Annotated in this window: 17 protein-coding genes; 5 read left to right on the top strand and 12 right to left on the bottom strand. The window is 40.1% G+C overall.

Translation table 11 applies throughout. From position 1 onward, the window contains the following. Positions 1-53: 53 nt before the first annotated feature. Positions 54-1,406 carry a molecular chaperone gene (gene yegD / locus BTO21_RS03965; RefSeq protein WP_045029398.1) on the bottom strand — a complete coding sequence of 451 codons (1,353 nt, stop codon included), beginning with the start codon at positions 1,404-1,406 and terminating at the stop codon, positions 54-56. 235 nt (positions 1,407-1,641) lie between these two features. Between yegD and BTO21_RS03960 the strand changes: the two genes are divergently transcribed. Both BTO21_RS03960 and BTO21_RS03955 read left to right on the top strand, forming a co-directional pair. Then, complete coding sequence (locus BTO21_RS03960) at positions 1,642-2,262, top strand: thiol:disulfide interchange protein DsbA/DsbL (protein ID WP_045029400.1); 621 nt, start codon at positions 1,642-1,644, stop codon at positions 2,260-2,262. Positions 2,263-2,560: 298 nt separating this feature from the next. Further along, on the top strand, positions 2,561-4,219 hold the full coding sequence (locus tag BTO21_RS03955) for a putative transporter (RefSeq protein WP_045029401.1): 1,659 nt from the start codon (positions 2,561-2,563) through the stop codon (positions 4,217-4,219). 116 nt (positions 4,220-4,335) lie between these two features. Here BTO21_RS03955 and btuD read toward each other — a convergent pair whose 3' ends face one another. The 6 genes from btuD to pheS all read right to left on the bottom strand — a co-directional run bounded on the left by btuD (position 4,336) and on the right by pheS (position 11,650). Then, a complete protein-coding gene (gene btuD / locus BTO21_RS03950) occupies positions 4,336-5,130 on the bottom strand; it encodes a vitamin B12 ABC transporter ATP-binding protein BtuD (protein WP_082056848.1) in 795 nt (264 codons plus the stop codon). Positions 5,131-5,142: 12 nt separating this feature from the next. After that, on the bottom strand, positions 5,143-6,135 hold the full coding sequence (gene btuC / locus BTO21_RS03945; protein WP_045029403.1) for a vitamin B12 ABC transporter permease BtuC: 993 nt from the start codon (positions 6,133-6,135) through the stop codon (positions 5,143-5,145). Between the two features lie 100 nt (positions 6,136-6,235). Next, a complete protein-coding gene (locus BTO21_RS03940) occupies positions 6,236-7,297 on the bottom strand; it encodes a succinylglutamate desuccinylase (RefSeq protein WP_045029404.1) in 1,062 nt (353 codons plus the stop codon). 196 nt (positions 7,298-7,493) lie between these two features. Continuing rightward, on the bottom strand, positions 7,494-7,790 hold the full coding sequence (gene ihfA, locus BTO21_RS03935; protein WP_036795089.1) for an integration host factor subunit alpha: 297 nt from the start codon (positions 7,788-7,790) through the stop codon (positions 7,494-7,496). A gap of 456 nt (positions 7,791-8,246) precedes the next feature. Next, positions 8,247-10,646: a phenylalanine--tRNA ligase subunit beta gene (gene pheT, locus BTO21_RS03930; protein WP_045029406.1), complete on the bottom strand. Its 2,400-nt coding sequence runs from the start codon at positions 10,644-10,646 to the stop codon at positions 8,247-8,249. Between the two features lie 20 nt (positions 10,647-10,666). Further along, positions 10,667-11,650, bottom strand: coding sequence for a phenylalanine--tRNA ligase subunit alpha (gene pheS, locus BTO21_RS03925; protein WP_045029407.1), 984 nt, complete (start codon positions 11,648-11,650; stop codon positions 10,667-10,669). A 295-nt stretch (positions 11,651-11,945) separates the two neighbouring features. Here pheS and BTO21_RS03920 point away from each other — a divergent pair, with 295 nt between their 5' ends. The 3 genes from BTO21_RS03920 to BTO21_RS03910 all read left to right on the top strand — a co-directional run bounded on the left by BTO21_RS03920 (position 11,946) and on the right by BTO21_RS03910 (position 13,444). Further along, positions 11,946-12,221: a hypothetical protein gene (locus tag BTO21_RS03920; RefSeq protein WP_052672644.1), complete on the top strand. Its 276-nt coding sequence runs from the start codon at positions 11,946-11,948 to the stop codon at positions 12,219-12,221. 183 nt (positions 12,222-12,404) lie between these two features. Next, entirely contained in the window at positions 12,405-12,656 is a 252-nt protein-coding gene (locus BTO21_RS03915; RefSeq protein WP_045029409.1) for a phenylalanyl-tRNA synthetase subunit alpha, read from the top strand. Positions 12,657-12,961: 305 nt separating this feature from the next. Beyond that, positions 12,962-13,444: a GNAT family N-acetyltransferase gene (locus tag BTO21_RS03910; RefSeq protein WP_045029429.1), complete on the top strand. Its 483-nt coding sequence runs from the start codon at positions 12,962-12,964 to the stop codon at positions 13,442-13,444. 186 nt (positions 13,445-13,630) lie between these two features. Here the strand turns inward: BTO21_RS03910 and rplT are convergent, their stop codons facing one another. From rplT to yqfB, 5 genes are all read right to left on the bottom strand, one after another. Further along, on the bottom strand, positions 13,631-13,984 hold the full coding sequence (rplT, locus tag BTO21_RS03905) for a 50S ribosomal protein L20 (protein WP_036795101.1): 354 nt from the start codon (positions 13,982-13,984) through the stop codon (positions 13,631-13,633). Between the two features lie 46 nt (positions 13,985-14,030). Beyond that, positions 14,031-14,225: a 50S ribosomal protein L35 gene (rpmI, locus tag BTO21_RS03900; protein ID WP_005367387.1), complete on the bottom strand. Its 195-nt coding sequence runs from the start codon at positions 14,223-14,225 to the stop codon at positions 14,031-14,033. Positions 14,226-14,326: 101 nt separating this feature from the next. Continuing rightward, positions 14,327-14,878 (bottom strand): translation initiation factor IF-3, encoded by a 552-nt coding sequence (gene infC / locus BTO21_RS03895; RefSeq protein ID WP_082056847.1) that lies wholly within the window; start codon positions 14,876-14,878, stop codon positions 14,327-14,329. Positions 14,879-14,881: 3 nt separating this feature from the next. Next, positions 14,882-16,813: a threonine--tRNA ligase gene (thrS, locus tag BTO21_RS03890; RefSeq protein WP_065192833.1), complete on the bottom strand. Its 1,932-nt coding sequence runs from the start codon at positions 16,811-16,813 to the stop codon at positions 14,882-14,884. 196 nt (positions 16,814-17,009) lie between these two features. Further along, entirely contained in the window at positions 17,010-17,336 is a 327-nt protein-coding gene (gene yqfB / locus BTO21_RS03880; RefSeq protein ID WP_045029431.1) for a N(4)-acetylcytidine aminohydrolase, read from the bottom strand. Positions 17,337-17,721 lie beyond the last annotated feature (385 nt).

Raw genomic sequence — 17,721 nt, 5'->3', positions numbered from 1 at the left:
GCATGAGAGCAGGCATTGAATGAATGATTGATTTTTATCTATTCATTGTTCTATTAACCATAACAACGTTCACCCCAACGGGCTAAGCCTGCCGTTACTGAGCCAAAGTAACTGCCGCTTACAATAGGAATATTCGGTAATTGTTGTTCAATACATTGACGTAAAATAGGCGAACGTGCTGTTCCCCCTGTCATATAAATAGCATCGGGCTTAACTTGACTCTGTGCCAGCGCTTCAATCACAAGATCACGCATTTTTTCTTTTGGTGTTTCTATTGCTTCTTCCAATTGCTGAGCTGAAATATCCACCTCAAATAAATCTTGCATTAAGGCCATATTCACAGTGTGCTTCGCTTGACTGGATAACGCAATTTTCGCTTCTTCTGCATAACGGATAATTTGATAGCCCAGTGTCTCATGATAAACATGAATTAACCGTGACAATAATTGTGGGTTTGCTGCATCATGTCGAAGTTTTTCTAACGCTCGTAAATTCGCATCACCATAAAATTCAGTCTGTGCTGCAACATTATTAATCGCAATCGGATTCCAAAACTGATTAAACGGCATATCAATACCACGCACCGTTTTACTGCCTAAACCAAATTGAGGCATTAATTGCTTAAACGCTAAATGGATATCAAGATCATTACCGCCCACACGCTGACCACTGTGCGCCAATAAACTTGAACTACGATCCGTAAGATGCCGAAAGTTAGGCCCCATTTGAATTAACGAACAGTCAGTCGTACCACCACCGATATCGACCACCAACACGGTTTTATCCGCAGTTAATGTTGATTCATACTCAAGCCCAGCAGCAACGGGTTCAAATTGAAAACATACATTTTTAAACCCTGCTCGTTTCGCGGCTTGCGCTAAGATGCCTTCAGCTTGTTGGTTTGCACTCTCGCCACCAATTCCCTGAAAGTTAACTGGACGTCCAATAACGGTACTGGTGATATCTTGTTGTAAGCTTTGTTCCGCGGTTCGCTTAATATTAACCATCATTGCGCAAACGAGATCTTCAAAAAAACTAATTTGGCCATCACGTAAACCATTCGCACCCAAGAAAGACTTCGGTGATTTGACGTAATACACTTCTTCAGGATCATCAAGGTAGAGATCAAGCGCCGCCTGACCAAATTGCAGATCACCTGCAACAACCTCGATATCCTCTTCACGATTAAAGGCAACAGCACGACGTAAAACCTGCTCACCAACACTATCTGACGGGGCTATCCCCATAAAGCGGTATAAGTATTCAGACACAGCTTCACGCGTCGGTGCACATAAGGTCGACGGAATATATTGATTATTTTTCTCTAACGGTAAAAGTTTAGGTTTACTGTCTTCCATCACTGCAACCGAACAATTCGCGGTTCCATAATCAAATCCAATGTACATCGATTAACACTCACATGCGGCAAAAAAGCCGCTAATAATAGCTGATTATAAGGTGTAACACACGGAGATCTTCGCTCTCTATTATAGATAATGAATCAAGACTAATAAACGTTTAGCATTTGTACATAAATAAATTAAGTAGCACATTTTTTATGGCTTTTTATCATTTTGTCGATGCATTTACAGAAAATTATCGACATAATGTCGTAATTATTTTTTATAAAAGAACTAAAATATGAAACGTATTTATCAAGCTTTTTTTGTTCTACTCTTTACTGTGGTTGCACTATCAGGATGTTCTGACTCAAAAACACCACAAGAAGGTGATCAATACTCAGTGATCCCGACCCCAATGCCAGAAATGAAAGGCGTTACAGAAATATTTTCTCTTTCTTGTGGTCACTGTCGTAAGATGGAAAGTATCCTGCCAGAAATTAAAAAACTAACGAACAGCGATATCAAGCAAGTTCACGTTATTTTTAATGAAAGCGCACAAAAAGCCGCCTTTATCTTCTATGCTGCGATGGTACAAACAGACAACAACCCAAGCCATGCATTAATGGAACAATTATTTGCGTTTGTACAAGATTCACCAAAAGATATGTCTGTTGATCAACGCAAAACAGCACTTGATAAGATTTTCCATGATAACAACTTAAAAAGCCCTTATGAGCTAACAGAAGCTCAACAAAAAGAAGTCTTTAAGATGTTCCAGCAATCTGAAGATATCGTGCGTAACGCAGCACTAGAATCTGTACCTGCTTTTTTAGTGAATGGTAAATACTTAGTCAATACCAGCGCACATAAGAGCTTACAAGATTTAGCAAATACCATCGATTACTTAAAAAACAAATAATCCTTATTTGAGTATTCAATAATTAATACCTGCTATTTGGCAGGTATTTTTTCATCTAAAAGACACTCACAACAACAATAACCGATAAAATACAACGCGCCTTATTAAGGCCTACTCCAATAACAACCATCTGACTACACTTCTCTTTTAAATATCGTCATCGTCATCCTATTTGCAGTAAATTATTCATACTCCGCCCCATTTTTATAAAAAAGCAATAACATCCAAACCTTATTTGTCGTACAAATGTACATCTAAGTATATAAAATGAAGTTACACTAACAAGGATGTATTGAGAATGAGTGATATTGCGTTATCTATCAGTATATTATCGCTGGTAGCTGTACTTGGTTTATGGATGGGAAGCTGGAAAATAAAAGGCGTTGGTTTAGGTATTGGTGGCGTACTATTTGGCGGCATTATCGTTGGGCACTATACCGAAGCTATGGGTATTACATTAAATGCGCATACCTTACATTTTATCCAAGAGTTTGGTTTGATTTTATTTGTATATACCATTGGTATTCAAGTAGGGCCGGGCTTTTTTGCTTCTTTACGAAGTTCAGGTTTAAAACTAAATGGTTTTGCTGCACTGGTTGTATTCTTAGGCTGTGTTGTCGCGGTTCTGCTTTATATTATTTTTGATGTTCCACTTCCAATCCTTTTGGGTATTTATTCAGGCGCTGTTACAAATACCCCAGCATTAGGTGCTGGACAGCAAATTTTATCCGAGCTTGGCGTATCCGCAGATTTATTAGATATAACGGGTATGGGCTATGCGGTTGCTTACCCTTTTGGTATTTGCGGTATTCTTATTTCAATGTGGCTATTACGATTGATCTTTAAAGTGAATATTGATCAAGAGGCAATCGTTTATAACTCCAATAGCGGTGACAAAAAAGAAGGCTTACAAACACTCAATATTGCCGTTCGTAACCCTAATTTAAATGGTCTTACATTTGTTCAAATTCCAGCAATCACCGAAGGTGCGATTATTTGTTCACGTTTAAAACGCGGCAATCAACTGTCAATACCGAAAGAATCGACCCCGATTGAGCTCAATGATGTTTTACATTTAGTCGGAACAAAAGCTGCACTTGAAAAAGCGCGATTGGTTATTGGTGATATTGTCGATATTTCCCTTTCAACTAAAGGTACTGATTTACAAGTTGAACGTTTAGTGGTCACCAATGAAATTGTATTAGGCAAAAAAATTCGCGAATTAGAATTAAAAGAAAAATATGATGTGGTGATCTCTCGACTCAATCGAGCAGGTGTTGAGCTGATACCTAATAGCCATACATCACTCCAATTTGGTGATATTCTTAACCTTGTTGGTAGTAAAGATGCCATTGCAGCGGTAAGCGGTATGGTAGGTAATGCTGAACAAAAACTACAGCACGTTCAGATGCTGCCGATTTTTATTGGAATTGGGTTAGGCATTTTATTAGGATCAATCCCTTTATACTTACCAGGATTCCCAGCAGCACTTAAACTAGGTCTTGCCGGCGGACCATTAATTGTTGCGTTAATACTGGCTCGTATTGGTAGCATCGGTAAACTGTATTGGTTTATGCCTCCCAGTGCTAACTTAGCACTACGTGAAATAGGAATTGTATTATTTTTAGCGGTGGTTGGTTTAAAATCAGGCAATGGTTTCATTGATACTTTAGTTAATGGCGATGGCTTTAGCTGGATGGCTTACGGTGCATTAATTACATTTATTCCTTTAATCATTACTGGCTGTATTGCTCGCATATTTGGCGAACTTAATTACCTTTCAATGTGTGGCATGTTAGCGGGATCAATGACCGATCCACCAGCACTGGCATTTGCAAATGGACTGCACCCAACGAATGGCGCTGCCGCTCTGTCTTATGCTACCGTTTATCCATTAGTAATGTGTTTGCGTATTTTATCGCCGCAAATACTGGCGATCCTACTCTGGATTGGATAATAAAAACCAGCCATTATCGTTAGTATTCAAACGATAATGGCTGTTACTTATTACTGAATAAATATCAAACAATTCAACAACTTTTCATCAATCAACGTTTCGTTAATCAACGTTTTTTAATCAACAAACACCAAGCATGGCAAACCTTGATGATCTATTCTATGAATACCTGTTTTGAAAACAGCCTGTAAACGATCTACCGTCATAACTTGTTCAACACCACCACATGCAATACAGCGGCCGTGATCTAACAACACTACGTTATCCGCTTCGCGTAAGGTTCTATTTAAATCATGATTCACCATCACTACGGCTATTCCTTGCATAGCAATTGATCGAACTAATTGATACATCGCCGCTTCTTGGCCTATATCTAAGGCAGCTGCCGGTTCATCTAGCAATAATAGCTTTGCTTGAGGATTTATCGAAGGCCACACTTGTAAACAGGCAGCAGCAAGTCGTACCCGTTGCCATTCTCCTCCAGATAACTGCTGAATATTACGTGATAACTTATCTTGAATATCTAAACGCTGACAAATCTCATCTAATGTTAGTTGTAATTGTGCCATATCCACATCATGTAAAGCGGATACGGCAAGTGATAAATATTGAAACACCGGAATAGAAAAACTGGGTTTATCTTGTTGTGATAAATAACTGCGTACATGTGCTAGTGATGGTAAATCATAATCCGCTAAATCATCACTCAGTAATTTAATCCGTCCTTCATAATCAAATAAACCCGACAAAATGGATAACACAGTGCTTTTACCACTGCCATTAGGCCCAATAACATGGGTAATCTGCCCCGAATAAAGCATTAATGACATCGGCAATAGTCGTGATACAAAAGCAATATTTTGGGCTGTTAATATTAACTCAGTCGTTGAACTGTCACTTTTTTCAAACATTGTTGCCATCATTTAATCCAACTGCGAACGCATTAACATCCAAATAAACACGGGAGCACCCAATGACGTTGTCACAACACCAATAGGCAAGTCAGCATCTGCTAATAAAACCCGCGATAAGGTGTCAGCTAATACTAATAATATTCCACCGCAAATAGCAGAAAGAGGCAGTAAATACCGATTTTCAGTACCAAACTGTAACCGTAATAAGTGCGGTACAACTAAACCAACAAACCCAATAACACCAGCCAATGCTACCGAACAGCCAACTAATAACGATACCATTAAGATCAACAGCCACCGAATGCGCCTAACATCAACGCCTAATTGGCGAGCCGCGACATCACCAAGCATCATCACATCCAATGATTTACCCTGCATACAAAGCACTACTAATACTGGCACAATAACAAATAGCAGTGATAATTGTCCCCAACTCACACCACCAACACTACCCATTAACCAATACATAAGTTGGCGCATACTTAAATCATCACTAAAATAAAATGCCCATGTCACCACTGCTCCCGAAAAAATACCTAACGCAACGCCAATTAATAATAATCGTGCCATAGAGACTTTTTGTCGTCGAGAAAATCCAACTAAGATCAGGGTAAACAATAATGCGCCCGTCATCGCGGCAAGCATGGTAAGAAAGGGAGTGGGTGTGATAGGAGCAAGGAACAATAACAATACAACCGCTAAACTAGCACCACCTGAAATACCCAACACACCAGGTTCTGCTAATGGATTACCCAATAGCACCTGCAATACCGCACCAGAGCTAGCCAGTGCCGCACCAACAATCAAGGCGGCTAATACTCGTGGTATACGTAATTGCATCAACAATTGTTGCTGAAGTGCACCATCAGGCGCCCAAGGTAAAATCCAGATCTCACCAACAGCGACAGCAAACACACAAATAGCGACCAATAATAACGATGAGACAATTAAGCAAGTACGCCACCGTTGCTGCTGTCGGTATAATAATTCATTTAACAACATCAATACTTATTACGCTCAAAAGAGTAAGACTAAATACCATACCTTGCTATTTCTATAATAAAAAGGAACACCGCTAAAACTTCAATATTAAAGCTACTTATCAATATGATGCGTTATTTTTAGCACAAACTCGAACTTGCTCATCAAAAATCAAGTTGGCTTTTTTTACCATTAACGCAGCCCGTTGGCCGAGTATGACATGCCGATTAGGGAAAACAACCGCCTCGCCACCAGTACTGGCGCTATACGTTTGACTGCCATCTACGGCAAATTCATCACCTTCGGCAAAAAAAGTAAAATTAGCCACGTCATCATTAAACGTAAAATAAAATTCAGCTTGTCGTTTAACAATCGTGCGGCTCACTTGATACACCTCAACTTCACTGGTCCAAATAATCGGCAAAGCAACATCAGTGATGAGCTGTAATATGGCGTGTCGAAATGGCGCTAATAAACGGAAATCATTATGACCAAGCTTACCGACTCGCCCTAATTCTACAGTCAGTGCCTGAGCGCCATGATATTCAGCGCTATACCAAGCACATGTTGGTGACGGTGTATTAGAAAGTAGGACAGCGTCTAATTTGGCATGATGAATAAAGCTAAACAATTTATTACTGCGCGTTTGTTTATCTGTATATGGGCTAATTGCAAAGGTATCGTGCTGTGATGGCCGAATGGCGCAATGTAAGTCAAGATGCCAGCGTTCAGGTCTTATAGCGATAGAGGTACCATAAAAGCTGTTAATCGCCAATTGAAGCGCATTAGCAATCCGACACTCGTTATTTTTCTCAACATTTCTAATTTGAAACAGTCGATTCATATTTTCTGTCATAAATCGTTGTTGATGATTTATCGCTTCTGGATGGGCAATAATTAACAATAAGCGATGCACGGGTTGAATCTGCCCTAACACGATACCTGATGCTATTTGCTGAACAAGTTCTACTGGCGACGTTTCATCTCCATGGATCCCAGAAGACAATACAATATCTTTCGTATCACTGGCTAATTCTCTCGGAGTAATTTGTAGCACTCCACGATATAAAAGCTGGCAATGTAAACCCGACTCTAATACCCACTCACCAGCAACAAAAGGCTGCGAAAAATCGCAGGTTGCTTTGAGAAACTGCCCTCGTTTTATTTCTTCGATTAAAGTCATATTACAACCTCCTTGTTGTTCATTTAAATAAGCGCCATCTACCCATTCTTATATCATCCTAGAGATAAGAAATAATAACGTTACTATGTTTAATATAGACGTGCTACAAGTGATATCGCAAAAGCAGATAATAAAAAACCCAAGTAAAAATACATTTACTTGGGTTTCAGTTCAGATCAGCAAATTTGTGAAAGATTTATTTATTAACTTCTAAACTTTCGACACGAGCTTTTAGCTTCTGACCAGGACGGAATGTAACGACACGGCGTGCTGAGATAGGAATATCTTCACCCGTTTTAGGGTTTCTTCCAGGTCTCTCATTTTTGTCACGCAAATCAAAATTACCAAAACCAGATAATTTAACTTGCTCACCATTTTCTAGAGCCTTCCTAACTTCTTCAAAGAAGACTTCCACCGTATCCTTGGCGTCCCGTTTGCTTAATCCAACATTTTCAAACAGGTTCTCAGCCAAATCGGCTTTTGTGAGCGCCATAGATAACTCCCTCAAGACTATGTTGAATGGATAGTGTTCATACCTACATATAAAAAGTATGCCACTGTGAATAAGGTATATGTTAATTAGAGATGTAATTCTAAACTGCAAAAACTACGGGACTATATTATCCCTCTCACTATCAACTAGACTCAGTCTAAGCCAACTCGCTGATTTTCGCCAACTTTTTTACGTTAACTTCATGTCAATTCACACCACTTTAGTTGCACAATTTCGCTAAAACAATGCATCAAGTTGATCTTGTCAATACCGACAACAGCACTAAAACACTAAAAAAACAGCAATATACAGTCAAAAACTCTACTTCATGCCTGACAAATAGAAAATATAACTATTTATCAAGCTGTTATTATTTTTTAGATATAGATCAAAAAAAAGCAGCCTATAAAGGCTGCTTTTCTAAAACAAAGACTTAAATTTGATTACGACGTTTTTTTAATCACGAAGTGACGCATCAAATTTTTCAGCCAATGCATTAACAATACTTTCTACTGCTGCTGCAATATCAGCTTCTTCTAATGTACGCTCAGTTGATTGCAATGTTAGCGCAATCGCAAGACTCTTCTGACCGTCATCTACACCTTTACCAGTGTAAACATCAAATAGATTAACGGCTTTTAATAGCTCGCCACCATTATCATGACATGCCGCAACAATATCATTTGCAGCAATATTATCATTCACTACAACCGCAATGTCACGACGGTTAGCAGGGAACTTAGATAAAGCGACAGCTTCAGGCAAGTCACGCTTATTAATTGCATCCCACTCAACTTCAAATGCAATCGTACGGCCATTAAGACCAAACTTACGCTCAAGCTCAGGGTGAACAGTACCAATAAAACCAACTTCACGCTCAGTTTCAAGACCTGCATCAACAACAATCGCTGCTGTTTGACCTGGATGAAGTGCTGGGTGTTGAGCCGCTTTAAAGCTATAAGCATTTTTTGCTGTAAGCTCAAGTACTGCTTCTAAATCACCTTTAAGGTCAAAGAAATCAACAGTGTTAGTTTCAATGTCCCAATGCTCATCACTACGTGTACCCGCAATAACACCCGCAAGCATCATTTCTTGACGCATACCATTTTCAGCAGTTTGCTCTGGTACAAAACGTAAGCCAGCTTCAAACAAACGTACACGTGGTTGTTGACGCTTCTGGTTGAACACTACTGTATTTAGTAGGCCAGTCCATAGGCTTAAGCGCATTGCTGACATATCCGCAGAAATAGGGAAAGGCAGAACTAATGGCTCAATATTAGGCACGATGAGTTTTTGTTGCTCAGGCTCTACAAAGCTGTAAGTAATCGCTTCTTGGAAACCACGATCAACTAACAAATCACGTACACGTTTCAGCGGTAGATTCGCTTCTTTATGTAAGTTCATGCTTAGTGCAGCGACTGGCGATTGGTTAGGGATATTGTTGTAACCGAAAATACGGCCCACTTCTTCCACTAGATCTTCTTCAATCGCCATGTCGAAACGCCATGCTGGTGCGGTTGCTTTCCAGCCAGCATCTGTTGTTTCAACATCACAACCTAGACGCGTTAGGATTTCTACGACTTCTTCAGAAGCAATAGCATGACCTAATAGACGATCTAGTTTGCTACGACGTAGTTCAATCGTTGCCGCTTTAGGTAAATCAGCTTCTGATTCAGCTTCAACGATTGGCGCAACTTCACCACCACAGATTTCAATGATAAGTGCTGTCGCACGTTCCATTGCTTTCATTTGTAGCGTTGCATCAACACCACGCTCAAAGCGGTGTGAAGAGTCAGTGTGTAGACCGTAGCTACGTGCACGACCACGGATTGCATCAGGTGCAAAGAAAGCACACTCAAGCAATACGTCTTTCGTTTCAGTACTCACGCCTGAGAATTGACCACCGAAGATACCTGCAATTGCAAGTGCTTGAGTGTTATCAGCAATCACTAATGTATTACTGTTTAATTCTGCTTCATTGCCGTCAAGAAGAGTCAGCTTTTCGCCCTGCTCTGCCATACGTACCACAATACCACCATCGATCTTAGCAAGATCGAAAGCGTGCATTGGTTGGCCCATTTCAAGCAATACGTAGTTAGTGATATCTACGATTGGATCAATTGAGCGAGTACCACAACGACGTAGCTTCTCTTGCATCCACAATGGTGTTTCAGCTTGTACGTTCACATTGCGAACGATACGACCAAGGTAACGTGGACATGCAACAGGAGCTTTAACTTCAATTGAAATAGTATCAGCCGCTGTTGGCGCAACAATATCAAACTGTGGTTCTGTCACTTCAGCGCGGTTAAGAACACCCACTTCACGAGCAAGACCAGCAATGCTTAGACAATCAGCACGGTTAGCTGTTAAGTCAACATCGATAGTCACATCGTCAAGACCAAGGAATTCACGGAAATCAGTACCTAATACTGCATCTGCCGCTAATTCCATGATGCCGTCAGACTCAATATCAATACCAAGTTCTGTGAAAGAACAAAGCATACCGTGAGAAGGCTGACCGCGTAATTTTGCCTTCTTGATTTTAAAATCACCAGGAAGAACAGCACCTACAGTTGCAACAGCAACTTTAATGCCTTGACGACAGTTAGATGCGCCACAAACGATGTCTAGCAACTCTTCAGCGCCTACATCAACTTTAGTTACGCGCAGCTTGTCAGCGTCTGGGTGTGGAGCACACTCAACAACCTGACCCACTTTAACGCCGGTGAATTCACCAGCAACTGCTTCAATACCGTCAACTTCCAAACCAGCCATTGTGATTTGGTGAGCTAGCTCTTCGCTGTTTACTGCAGGATTAACCCACTCGCGTAGCCAAGATTCAGAGAATTTCATAGATTTCTAGCCCCTAGTGCTTACTTGAACTGTTTTAGGAAACGTAAGTCGTTCTCAAAGAACGCACGTAAATCGTTAACACCGTAACGAAGCATAGTCAGACGCTCAACGCCCATACCAAATGCAAAGCCTGAGTACTTCTCAGGATCGATGTTAACTGAACGTAGAACATTAGGGTGTACCATGCCACAGCCTAGTACTTCTAACCACTTACCGTTCTTGCCTTTCACGTCAACTTCAGCAGAAGGTTCAGTGAATGGGAAGAAAGAAGGACGGAAACGTACTTCAACTTCTTCTTCAAAGAAATTGCAAAGGAAATCGTGAAGAATACCTTTAAGCTGAGCAAAGTTTACGTTTTCGTCAACTAACATACCTTCCACTTGGTGGAACATTGGTGTGTGCGTTTGATCGTAATCGTTACGGTATACACGGCCAGGCGCAATAAAGCGGAAAGGCGGTTGACCGTGTTCCATGGTACGGATCTGAACACCAGAAGTATGCGTACGTAGCATTAAGTCTGGGTTAAAGAAGAACGTATCGTGATCAGTACGTGCAGGGTGATCTTCTGCAATGTTCAATGCATCGAAGTTGTGGAAAGCATCTTCAATTTCAGGACCCGCTTCAGTTGTAAAACCAAGCTCACCAAAGAAACTTTCAATACGTTCAATGGTACGTGTCACTGGATGAAGACCACCATTTTCAATACGGCGACCTGGTAAAGAAACATCAACAGTCTCAGCAGCAAGCTTAGCTTCAAGCTCAGCACGTTGTAGACTATCTTTACGCTCAACAAGTAATGTTTGTACAACTTGTTTCGCTTTGTTGATTTCTTGACCAGCAGTGCGACGCTCTTCTGGTGGTAATTTACCTAGGGCTTGTAATTGAAGAGTTAAATGACCCTTCTTGCCTAGAAATTGAACTCGAACTTCGTCCAGAGCGACTGATGAATCAGCCTGCTCAATAGCTGCCGTTGCGTTGGCAATAATCTCGTCTAGATGTTGCATCGTATCCTCATCCACCCACAGGTGGCGTCCTTAAGGGAGATATAAAATCGCATAACGATACATACTAAAGAAAGCAGCGTCTAAATCCAAATTGAATCGTAATAAAACAGTAACTTTGGATGAAAAAAAAACGTCTTTTGCCATTAAAATATGAATTTGTACTTTTTCAGTACACTAATGGTCAGCATCTGTAGACTATAAAACAGATTTCGCACACCTATATTCCATTTTTCTCTCTTTCTAAAATAGAATGAAAAAAGTAAATTTCAGCGATATTTACTTTGGAATAATCATCATGAATGCCCAATTTTTATCAGCCTTAATTAAAATAAGTATTTTTGCTTCCCTACTTTGCCTTGCGTTAGTCATATTAGGCAATTATGGAATGTCATTAAGCATGCCTATTGAAATGAAAGATCACTTAACGAATCAAACGCATATCGATTTCATTCATGTTATCTACTACGTGGGATTTAATTTCATGTTTGTTGGTTTTCTTGCTTGTCTCGTTTGGAGAGTAAAACAGTCACAACGACAAATGAAGCAGTACCTTACTCATAGCCACGCATAATTAATAACACTAATCCACTGATTTATATCTTTATATTAGCGTCTCAACGCATTTGATTCTAAATCTTGAGGCGCTTTATATGTAACAAAGCTGTGATAAATACGATCTTTTTCTATCAAATTGGTTTTAATATTACATTTTTAAGTGTAAATTATGATCAATATCAATGTTAGGAACCATATTATGAATACTAAAGATCTTGCTGCTCTTTCTAAAATTTCAACTATCGCTGCGATTCTTTGTACTGCTCTATTACTGCTTGGTAATTATGGCCTAGCATCAGCAATGCCGATCGCGCCAGAAGAGGGTTTCAATTTCATTAATCTTGTCTTCTTTATGGGCTTCAACGCATTATTTGTTGGTTTTCTAGCGTTTTTACTTAAGACCTTAGCAACAGCAAACAAAAAACGTAATCAACGCTACGCACGTACATAAGCACTAACACCTCACCTCTTTTTTAAAACCAGTCATTTTCATTATTGATGAATGACTGGTTTTTTTATGCCTTTTATTCCTGAGCATGCGAAATATTGCTTTTTATGTACTTGTGAAATACTCTCCCTATCATTCAGATCAATCCAGACTGTTGTAGCTTAATGAACTTGTACTCCTCTTTCGTCATTCCCTACAATGAGGTTGCGAACGAAATAAGAAATCTAATACTTTCTTTTTACGATCAGCTCGTTATTGGTATTGGAATAAACTCAAAAAATACATAAGTAATGGTAGGACAAGAAGCGATGGACATTAATGTAATATCTATAACGGCAGATTTTGACATGGAACTCTGCAAGATAATTAAGCAAGTAGGTGCTGAATTTGGTGCGGTAGGCGAAGGATTTGGCCCATCAGATGCCGAAGTTTTGAATATGAGTCGTTTTTACCATGATGGTGTTAGCAGTTTATATTTAATCGCATTAGTCGATGGCGAACTTGTCGGTGGATGCGGTATCGCTCCTTTTAATAACAGCAACACGATCTGCGAACTAAAAAAACTGTTTCTATTACCTGAAGGTCGCAAGCTAGGTTTAGGGGAGAAACTCTCAACTCTATGTTTAGAATACGCAAAAACAAAAGGTTTCACGGAATGTTATTTAGATACTCTCTCTAGCATGCAATCAGCCGTACGCTTATATGAAAGATTAGGCTTTACTCATCTAGAAATGCCATTAACAGGCACCCTACACGGCGGTTGTGATGTTTGGATGTTAAAACAACTTTAGCAAACAAAGAAAAACAAAGCATAGAATCCCTACTATCCTTGTTGGAATTTACTGTAGAAAATAACGAAATAATACTCATTATTAGATCAAAGACGTAGTGGCATTAGTAAAAACATAAAAGCTATATACGAAATACGAAAAAAGGAGAGCCGAGGCTCTCCTTTTCAACTTAAAACTAGACTGAAATTACAGTGCAGCTTTTGCCTTTTCCACAAGAACAGTGAAAGTAGCTTTGTCAAATACAGCGATATCAGAAAGGATCTTACGATCGATTTCGATAGACGCTTTCTTAAGACCGTTGATTAGACGGCTGTAAGACATACCATTTTGACGTGCAGCAGCGTTGATACGAGCAATCCAAAGTTGACGGAAAGTACGTTTCTTCTGACGACGGTCACGGTAAGCATATTGACCAGCTTTAGTAACAGCCTGGAAAGCTACACGGTAAACACGTGAACGTGCTCCGTAATAACCTTTAGCTTGTTTAAGAACTTTCTTGTGACGTGCACGCGCTTGTACACCACGTTTTACGCGAGGCATAGGAGACTCCTAACTAAAATTAAAAAAAATATAAAACTAAAAACGATTAAGCGAACGGAAGCATACGAGCAACTGCAGCCACTTCACACTTAGGAAGGATTGCATTTGGACGAAGCTGACGTTTGTTCTTAGTAGTACGTTTAGTCAGAATGTGACGCTTAGTAGCGTGCTTAAACTTAAAGCCACCAGCTGTTTTCTTGAAGCGCTTAGCAGCGCCACGATTTGTTTTCATCTTTGGCATGAGATGATAACTCCGCATTGTTGATAGTTAATAATCATAGTAATAGGGCGAACAAAAAGCGCTACTAAGAGCAGCGCTTTTTAGCTACTTGAATGCCGTTATTACTTCTTTTTTGGGGCAAGCATCATGGTCATTTGACGACCTTCTACACGATTAGGGAAACTTTCACAGATCGCAATCTCTTCAAGTTCTGCCTTAATACGATTAAGAAGCTCAATACCAATGCCTTGGTGGGCCATTTCACGACCACGGAAACGTAGTGTGACTTTGCCCTTGTTGCCCTCTTCTAAAAAGCGACTCAGGTTGCGTAGTTTTACCTGATAATCGCCTTCGTCTGTACCAGGTCGGAATTTAACTTCCTTGATCTGGATTTGTTTTTGATTCTTCTTTTGCTCTTTAGCAGCCTTGCTCTTCTCGAACAGGTACTTGCCATAGTCCATCACACGACAGACTGGTGGCTCGGCATTAGGGCTAATTTCAACTAGATCCACACCAGCATCAAGAGCAACATTCATTGCTTCTTCAATAGAAACAACACCAACTGATTCGCCATCTAGGCCAGTTAGGCGAACTTCACGTACGCCACGAATTTCTTCATTTAGACGATGCGCGTTTTGCTTAACTGGTGCCTGGGTTCTTTTTCCGCCTTTAATACCTTATTCCTCCACAATATTGAGCTTACGACTGCTAATTTCTTCCTGCATAAATGCAACAAGTTCATCAATCTTAAATTTACCCAAATCTTTACCCTTGCGAGTACGAACTGCTACTACGCCTGCTTCGACTTCTTTGTCGCCACAAACGAGCATGAAAGGCACTCGCTTCAAAGTATGTTCGCGGATTTTAAAGCCAATCTTCTCATTTCTCAAGTCCGCATTGACTCTAATTCCACTTTTTTTCAATTTTTCTACAATTTCTTGCACATATTCTGCTTGAGAGTCAGTAATATTCATCACTACAGCTTGTTGAGGCGCCAACCATGTTGGGAAGAAGCCTGCGTAATCTTCGATAAGAATACCGATGAAGCGCTCTAGTGAACCAAGAATTGCACGGTGAATCATAACCGGCGTATGGCGTTCGTTGTCTTCACCTACATATGTAGCGCCTAAACGCTCAGGTAATGCGAAGTCAAGTTGAACAGTACCACACTGCCATGCGCGATCAAGGCAATCGTGAAGAGTGAACTCGATCTTAGGACCGTAGAATGCACCCTCACCTTCTTGAATGTCAAATGGAATTTCCATTGACTCAAGCGCGGTAATCAAATCGGCTTCAGCTTTGTCCCACATTGCATCAGAACCCACACGCTTTTCAGGACGAGTAGATAATTTAACAACAATGTTATCAAAACCGAATGTCTTGTATGTATCATACACCATTTCGATGCAAGATGTAACTTCTTGTTGTACTTGTGCTTCTGTACAAAAAATATGCGCATCATCTTGGGTGAAACCACGTACACGCATAATACCGTGAAGTGAACCAGAAGGCTCATTACGGTGACAAGAACCAAACTCAGCCATACGTAATGGTAAATCACGGTATGATTTTAGACCTTGGTTAAAGATCTGTACATGACCAGGACAGTTCATTGGCTTAATTGCGTATTCACGGTTCTCTGAACTTGTTGTGAACATTGCATCAGCGTACTTATCCCAGTGACCAGAACGTTCCCAAAGTACACGGTCCATCATTAATGGGCCTTTTACTTCTTGGTAATCGTATTCGTTCAGTTTTTCACGAACAAACACTTCTAGCTCACGGAAGATAGTCCAACCGTTATGGTGCCAGAATACCATGCCTGGTGCTTCTTGCTGCATGTGGAACAAATCAAGTTGCTTACCAATCTTACGGTGGTCACGCTTTGCAGCTTCTTCTAAACGTGTTAGATGCGCTTTTAATGCTTTCTTATCGTGGAATGCCGTACCGTAGATACGTTGTAGCATCTTGTTATCACTATTACCGCGCCAGTATGCACCAGCAACGCTTAATAGTTTGAAGTTTTGACAGAAACCCATGTGTGGTACGTGTGGACCACGACACATGTCAATGTATTCTTCATGATGGTATAAGCCTGGACGATCGTCACGAGCAACGTTTTCATCTAGGATTTCAATCTTGTACGTTTCGCCACGCGCATCAAACGCATCACGCGCTTCTTGCCAGCTTACGTTTTTCTTCACAACTTGATACTTAGTTTTTGCTAGTTCAAGCATGCGCTTCTCAATAACATCAAGGTCTTCTTGAGTTAAAGATTGCTCTAGATCGATATCGTAGTAAAAACCATTGTCAATCGTAGGACCGATCGCCATTTTTGCTTCAGGGTACAATTGCTTAATTGCATGACCTAGCAAGTGTGCACATGAGTGGCGAACGATTTCAAGACCATCAACATCATCTTTTGCTGTGATGATTTCTAGGCTTGCATCATTTTCGATCAGATCACAAGCATCAACACGAACACCATCAACACGCCCTGCAATGGTTGCTTTCGCAAGACCAGGACCGATTGAAAGTGCAACATCCATCGTTGATACAGCGTCGTCGAATTGACGTTGACTACCGTCAGGAAGAGTAATAACAGGCATTTAAATATCCTTAAACAGTGGTGCCACACACCAAGTAGCACATGTTGAGTTAATAAAGCTTTTAGAGAAGCTTTTATGGAAAAAACATTTTTACCTTGATGCCGCAATACAGAGCAACATGCTAAGGCAAAAACAGGGTGACACTATACAAACGGTAACAATATATTGCAAAGAATCACCCTAACTTTTTATAGTACTACTTCACTAAGGCGTAATTCACGACGTACAGCTGCTCAATACCAGGATAAATATCGTGAATAACGGCTTTAAGCTCAGCTAATGTCATATTTTCTTGTTGTGCATGAAAATCATTCAAATCATTAAATGCTATCGGCTCAACAGTTAAGATGTTTAAACGACAAAACCAGCGTCCATCTTCATACGTTGACACATCAACAGTGGTACCGGGTACATAATAACTTTCAGCTTCATCACGAATAGTAATGGTCTTTTTTCCTGACAAGATGTCACTTTCAAAGCGTGCAAAAAACGTCATTTCTGTAGGAATTATTGTAGTGCTCATGATGGTGCCTTTTATTACCAAATAAATTTTCGGCTTAGAGTAACTGCAAATATTTAAAAGTAAACGGACAATCACAAACAAAAATAAAGATTTAACTAAGATAAATAATATTCCAACTTCAACATAAAAATAAGTATATTGCTTATTTTCAATAGGTTGAATCAAAATCCGGTAGTGGATTACTTAAAATAGTATCGACTTCACAGATATATCCATATGAAATGAACTAAGATGTTGATAGACAAGTTTTATCTAGTCCAATTTAAGGCGTGGAGGATGCTATGTGGCAGGCTATTTCTCACCAGTTGTCGGAAGTACTTGGTCGACAGTTCAAAATAAATGAACGAGAAGCAATTCAAGGCGGTGACGTTAATCAATGCTATGT

Origin of the sequence: Photobacterium phosphoreum (assembly GCF_002954725.1) — a bacterium.
In the GTDB taxonomy this organism is placed as follows: domain Bacteria; phylum Pseudomonadota; class Gammaproteobacteria; order Enterobacterales; family Vibrionaceae; genus Photobacterium; species Photobacterium phosphoreum.
The sequence above is the reverse complement of the archived record's forward strand: the minus strand, read 5'-3'. Positions and strand labels throughout refer to the sequence as shown.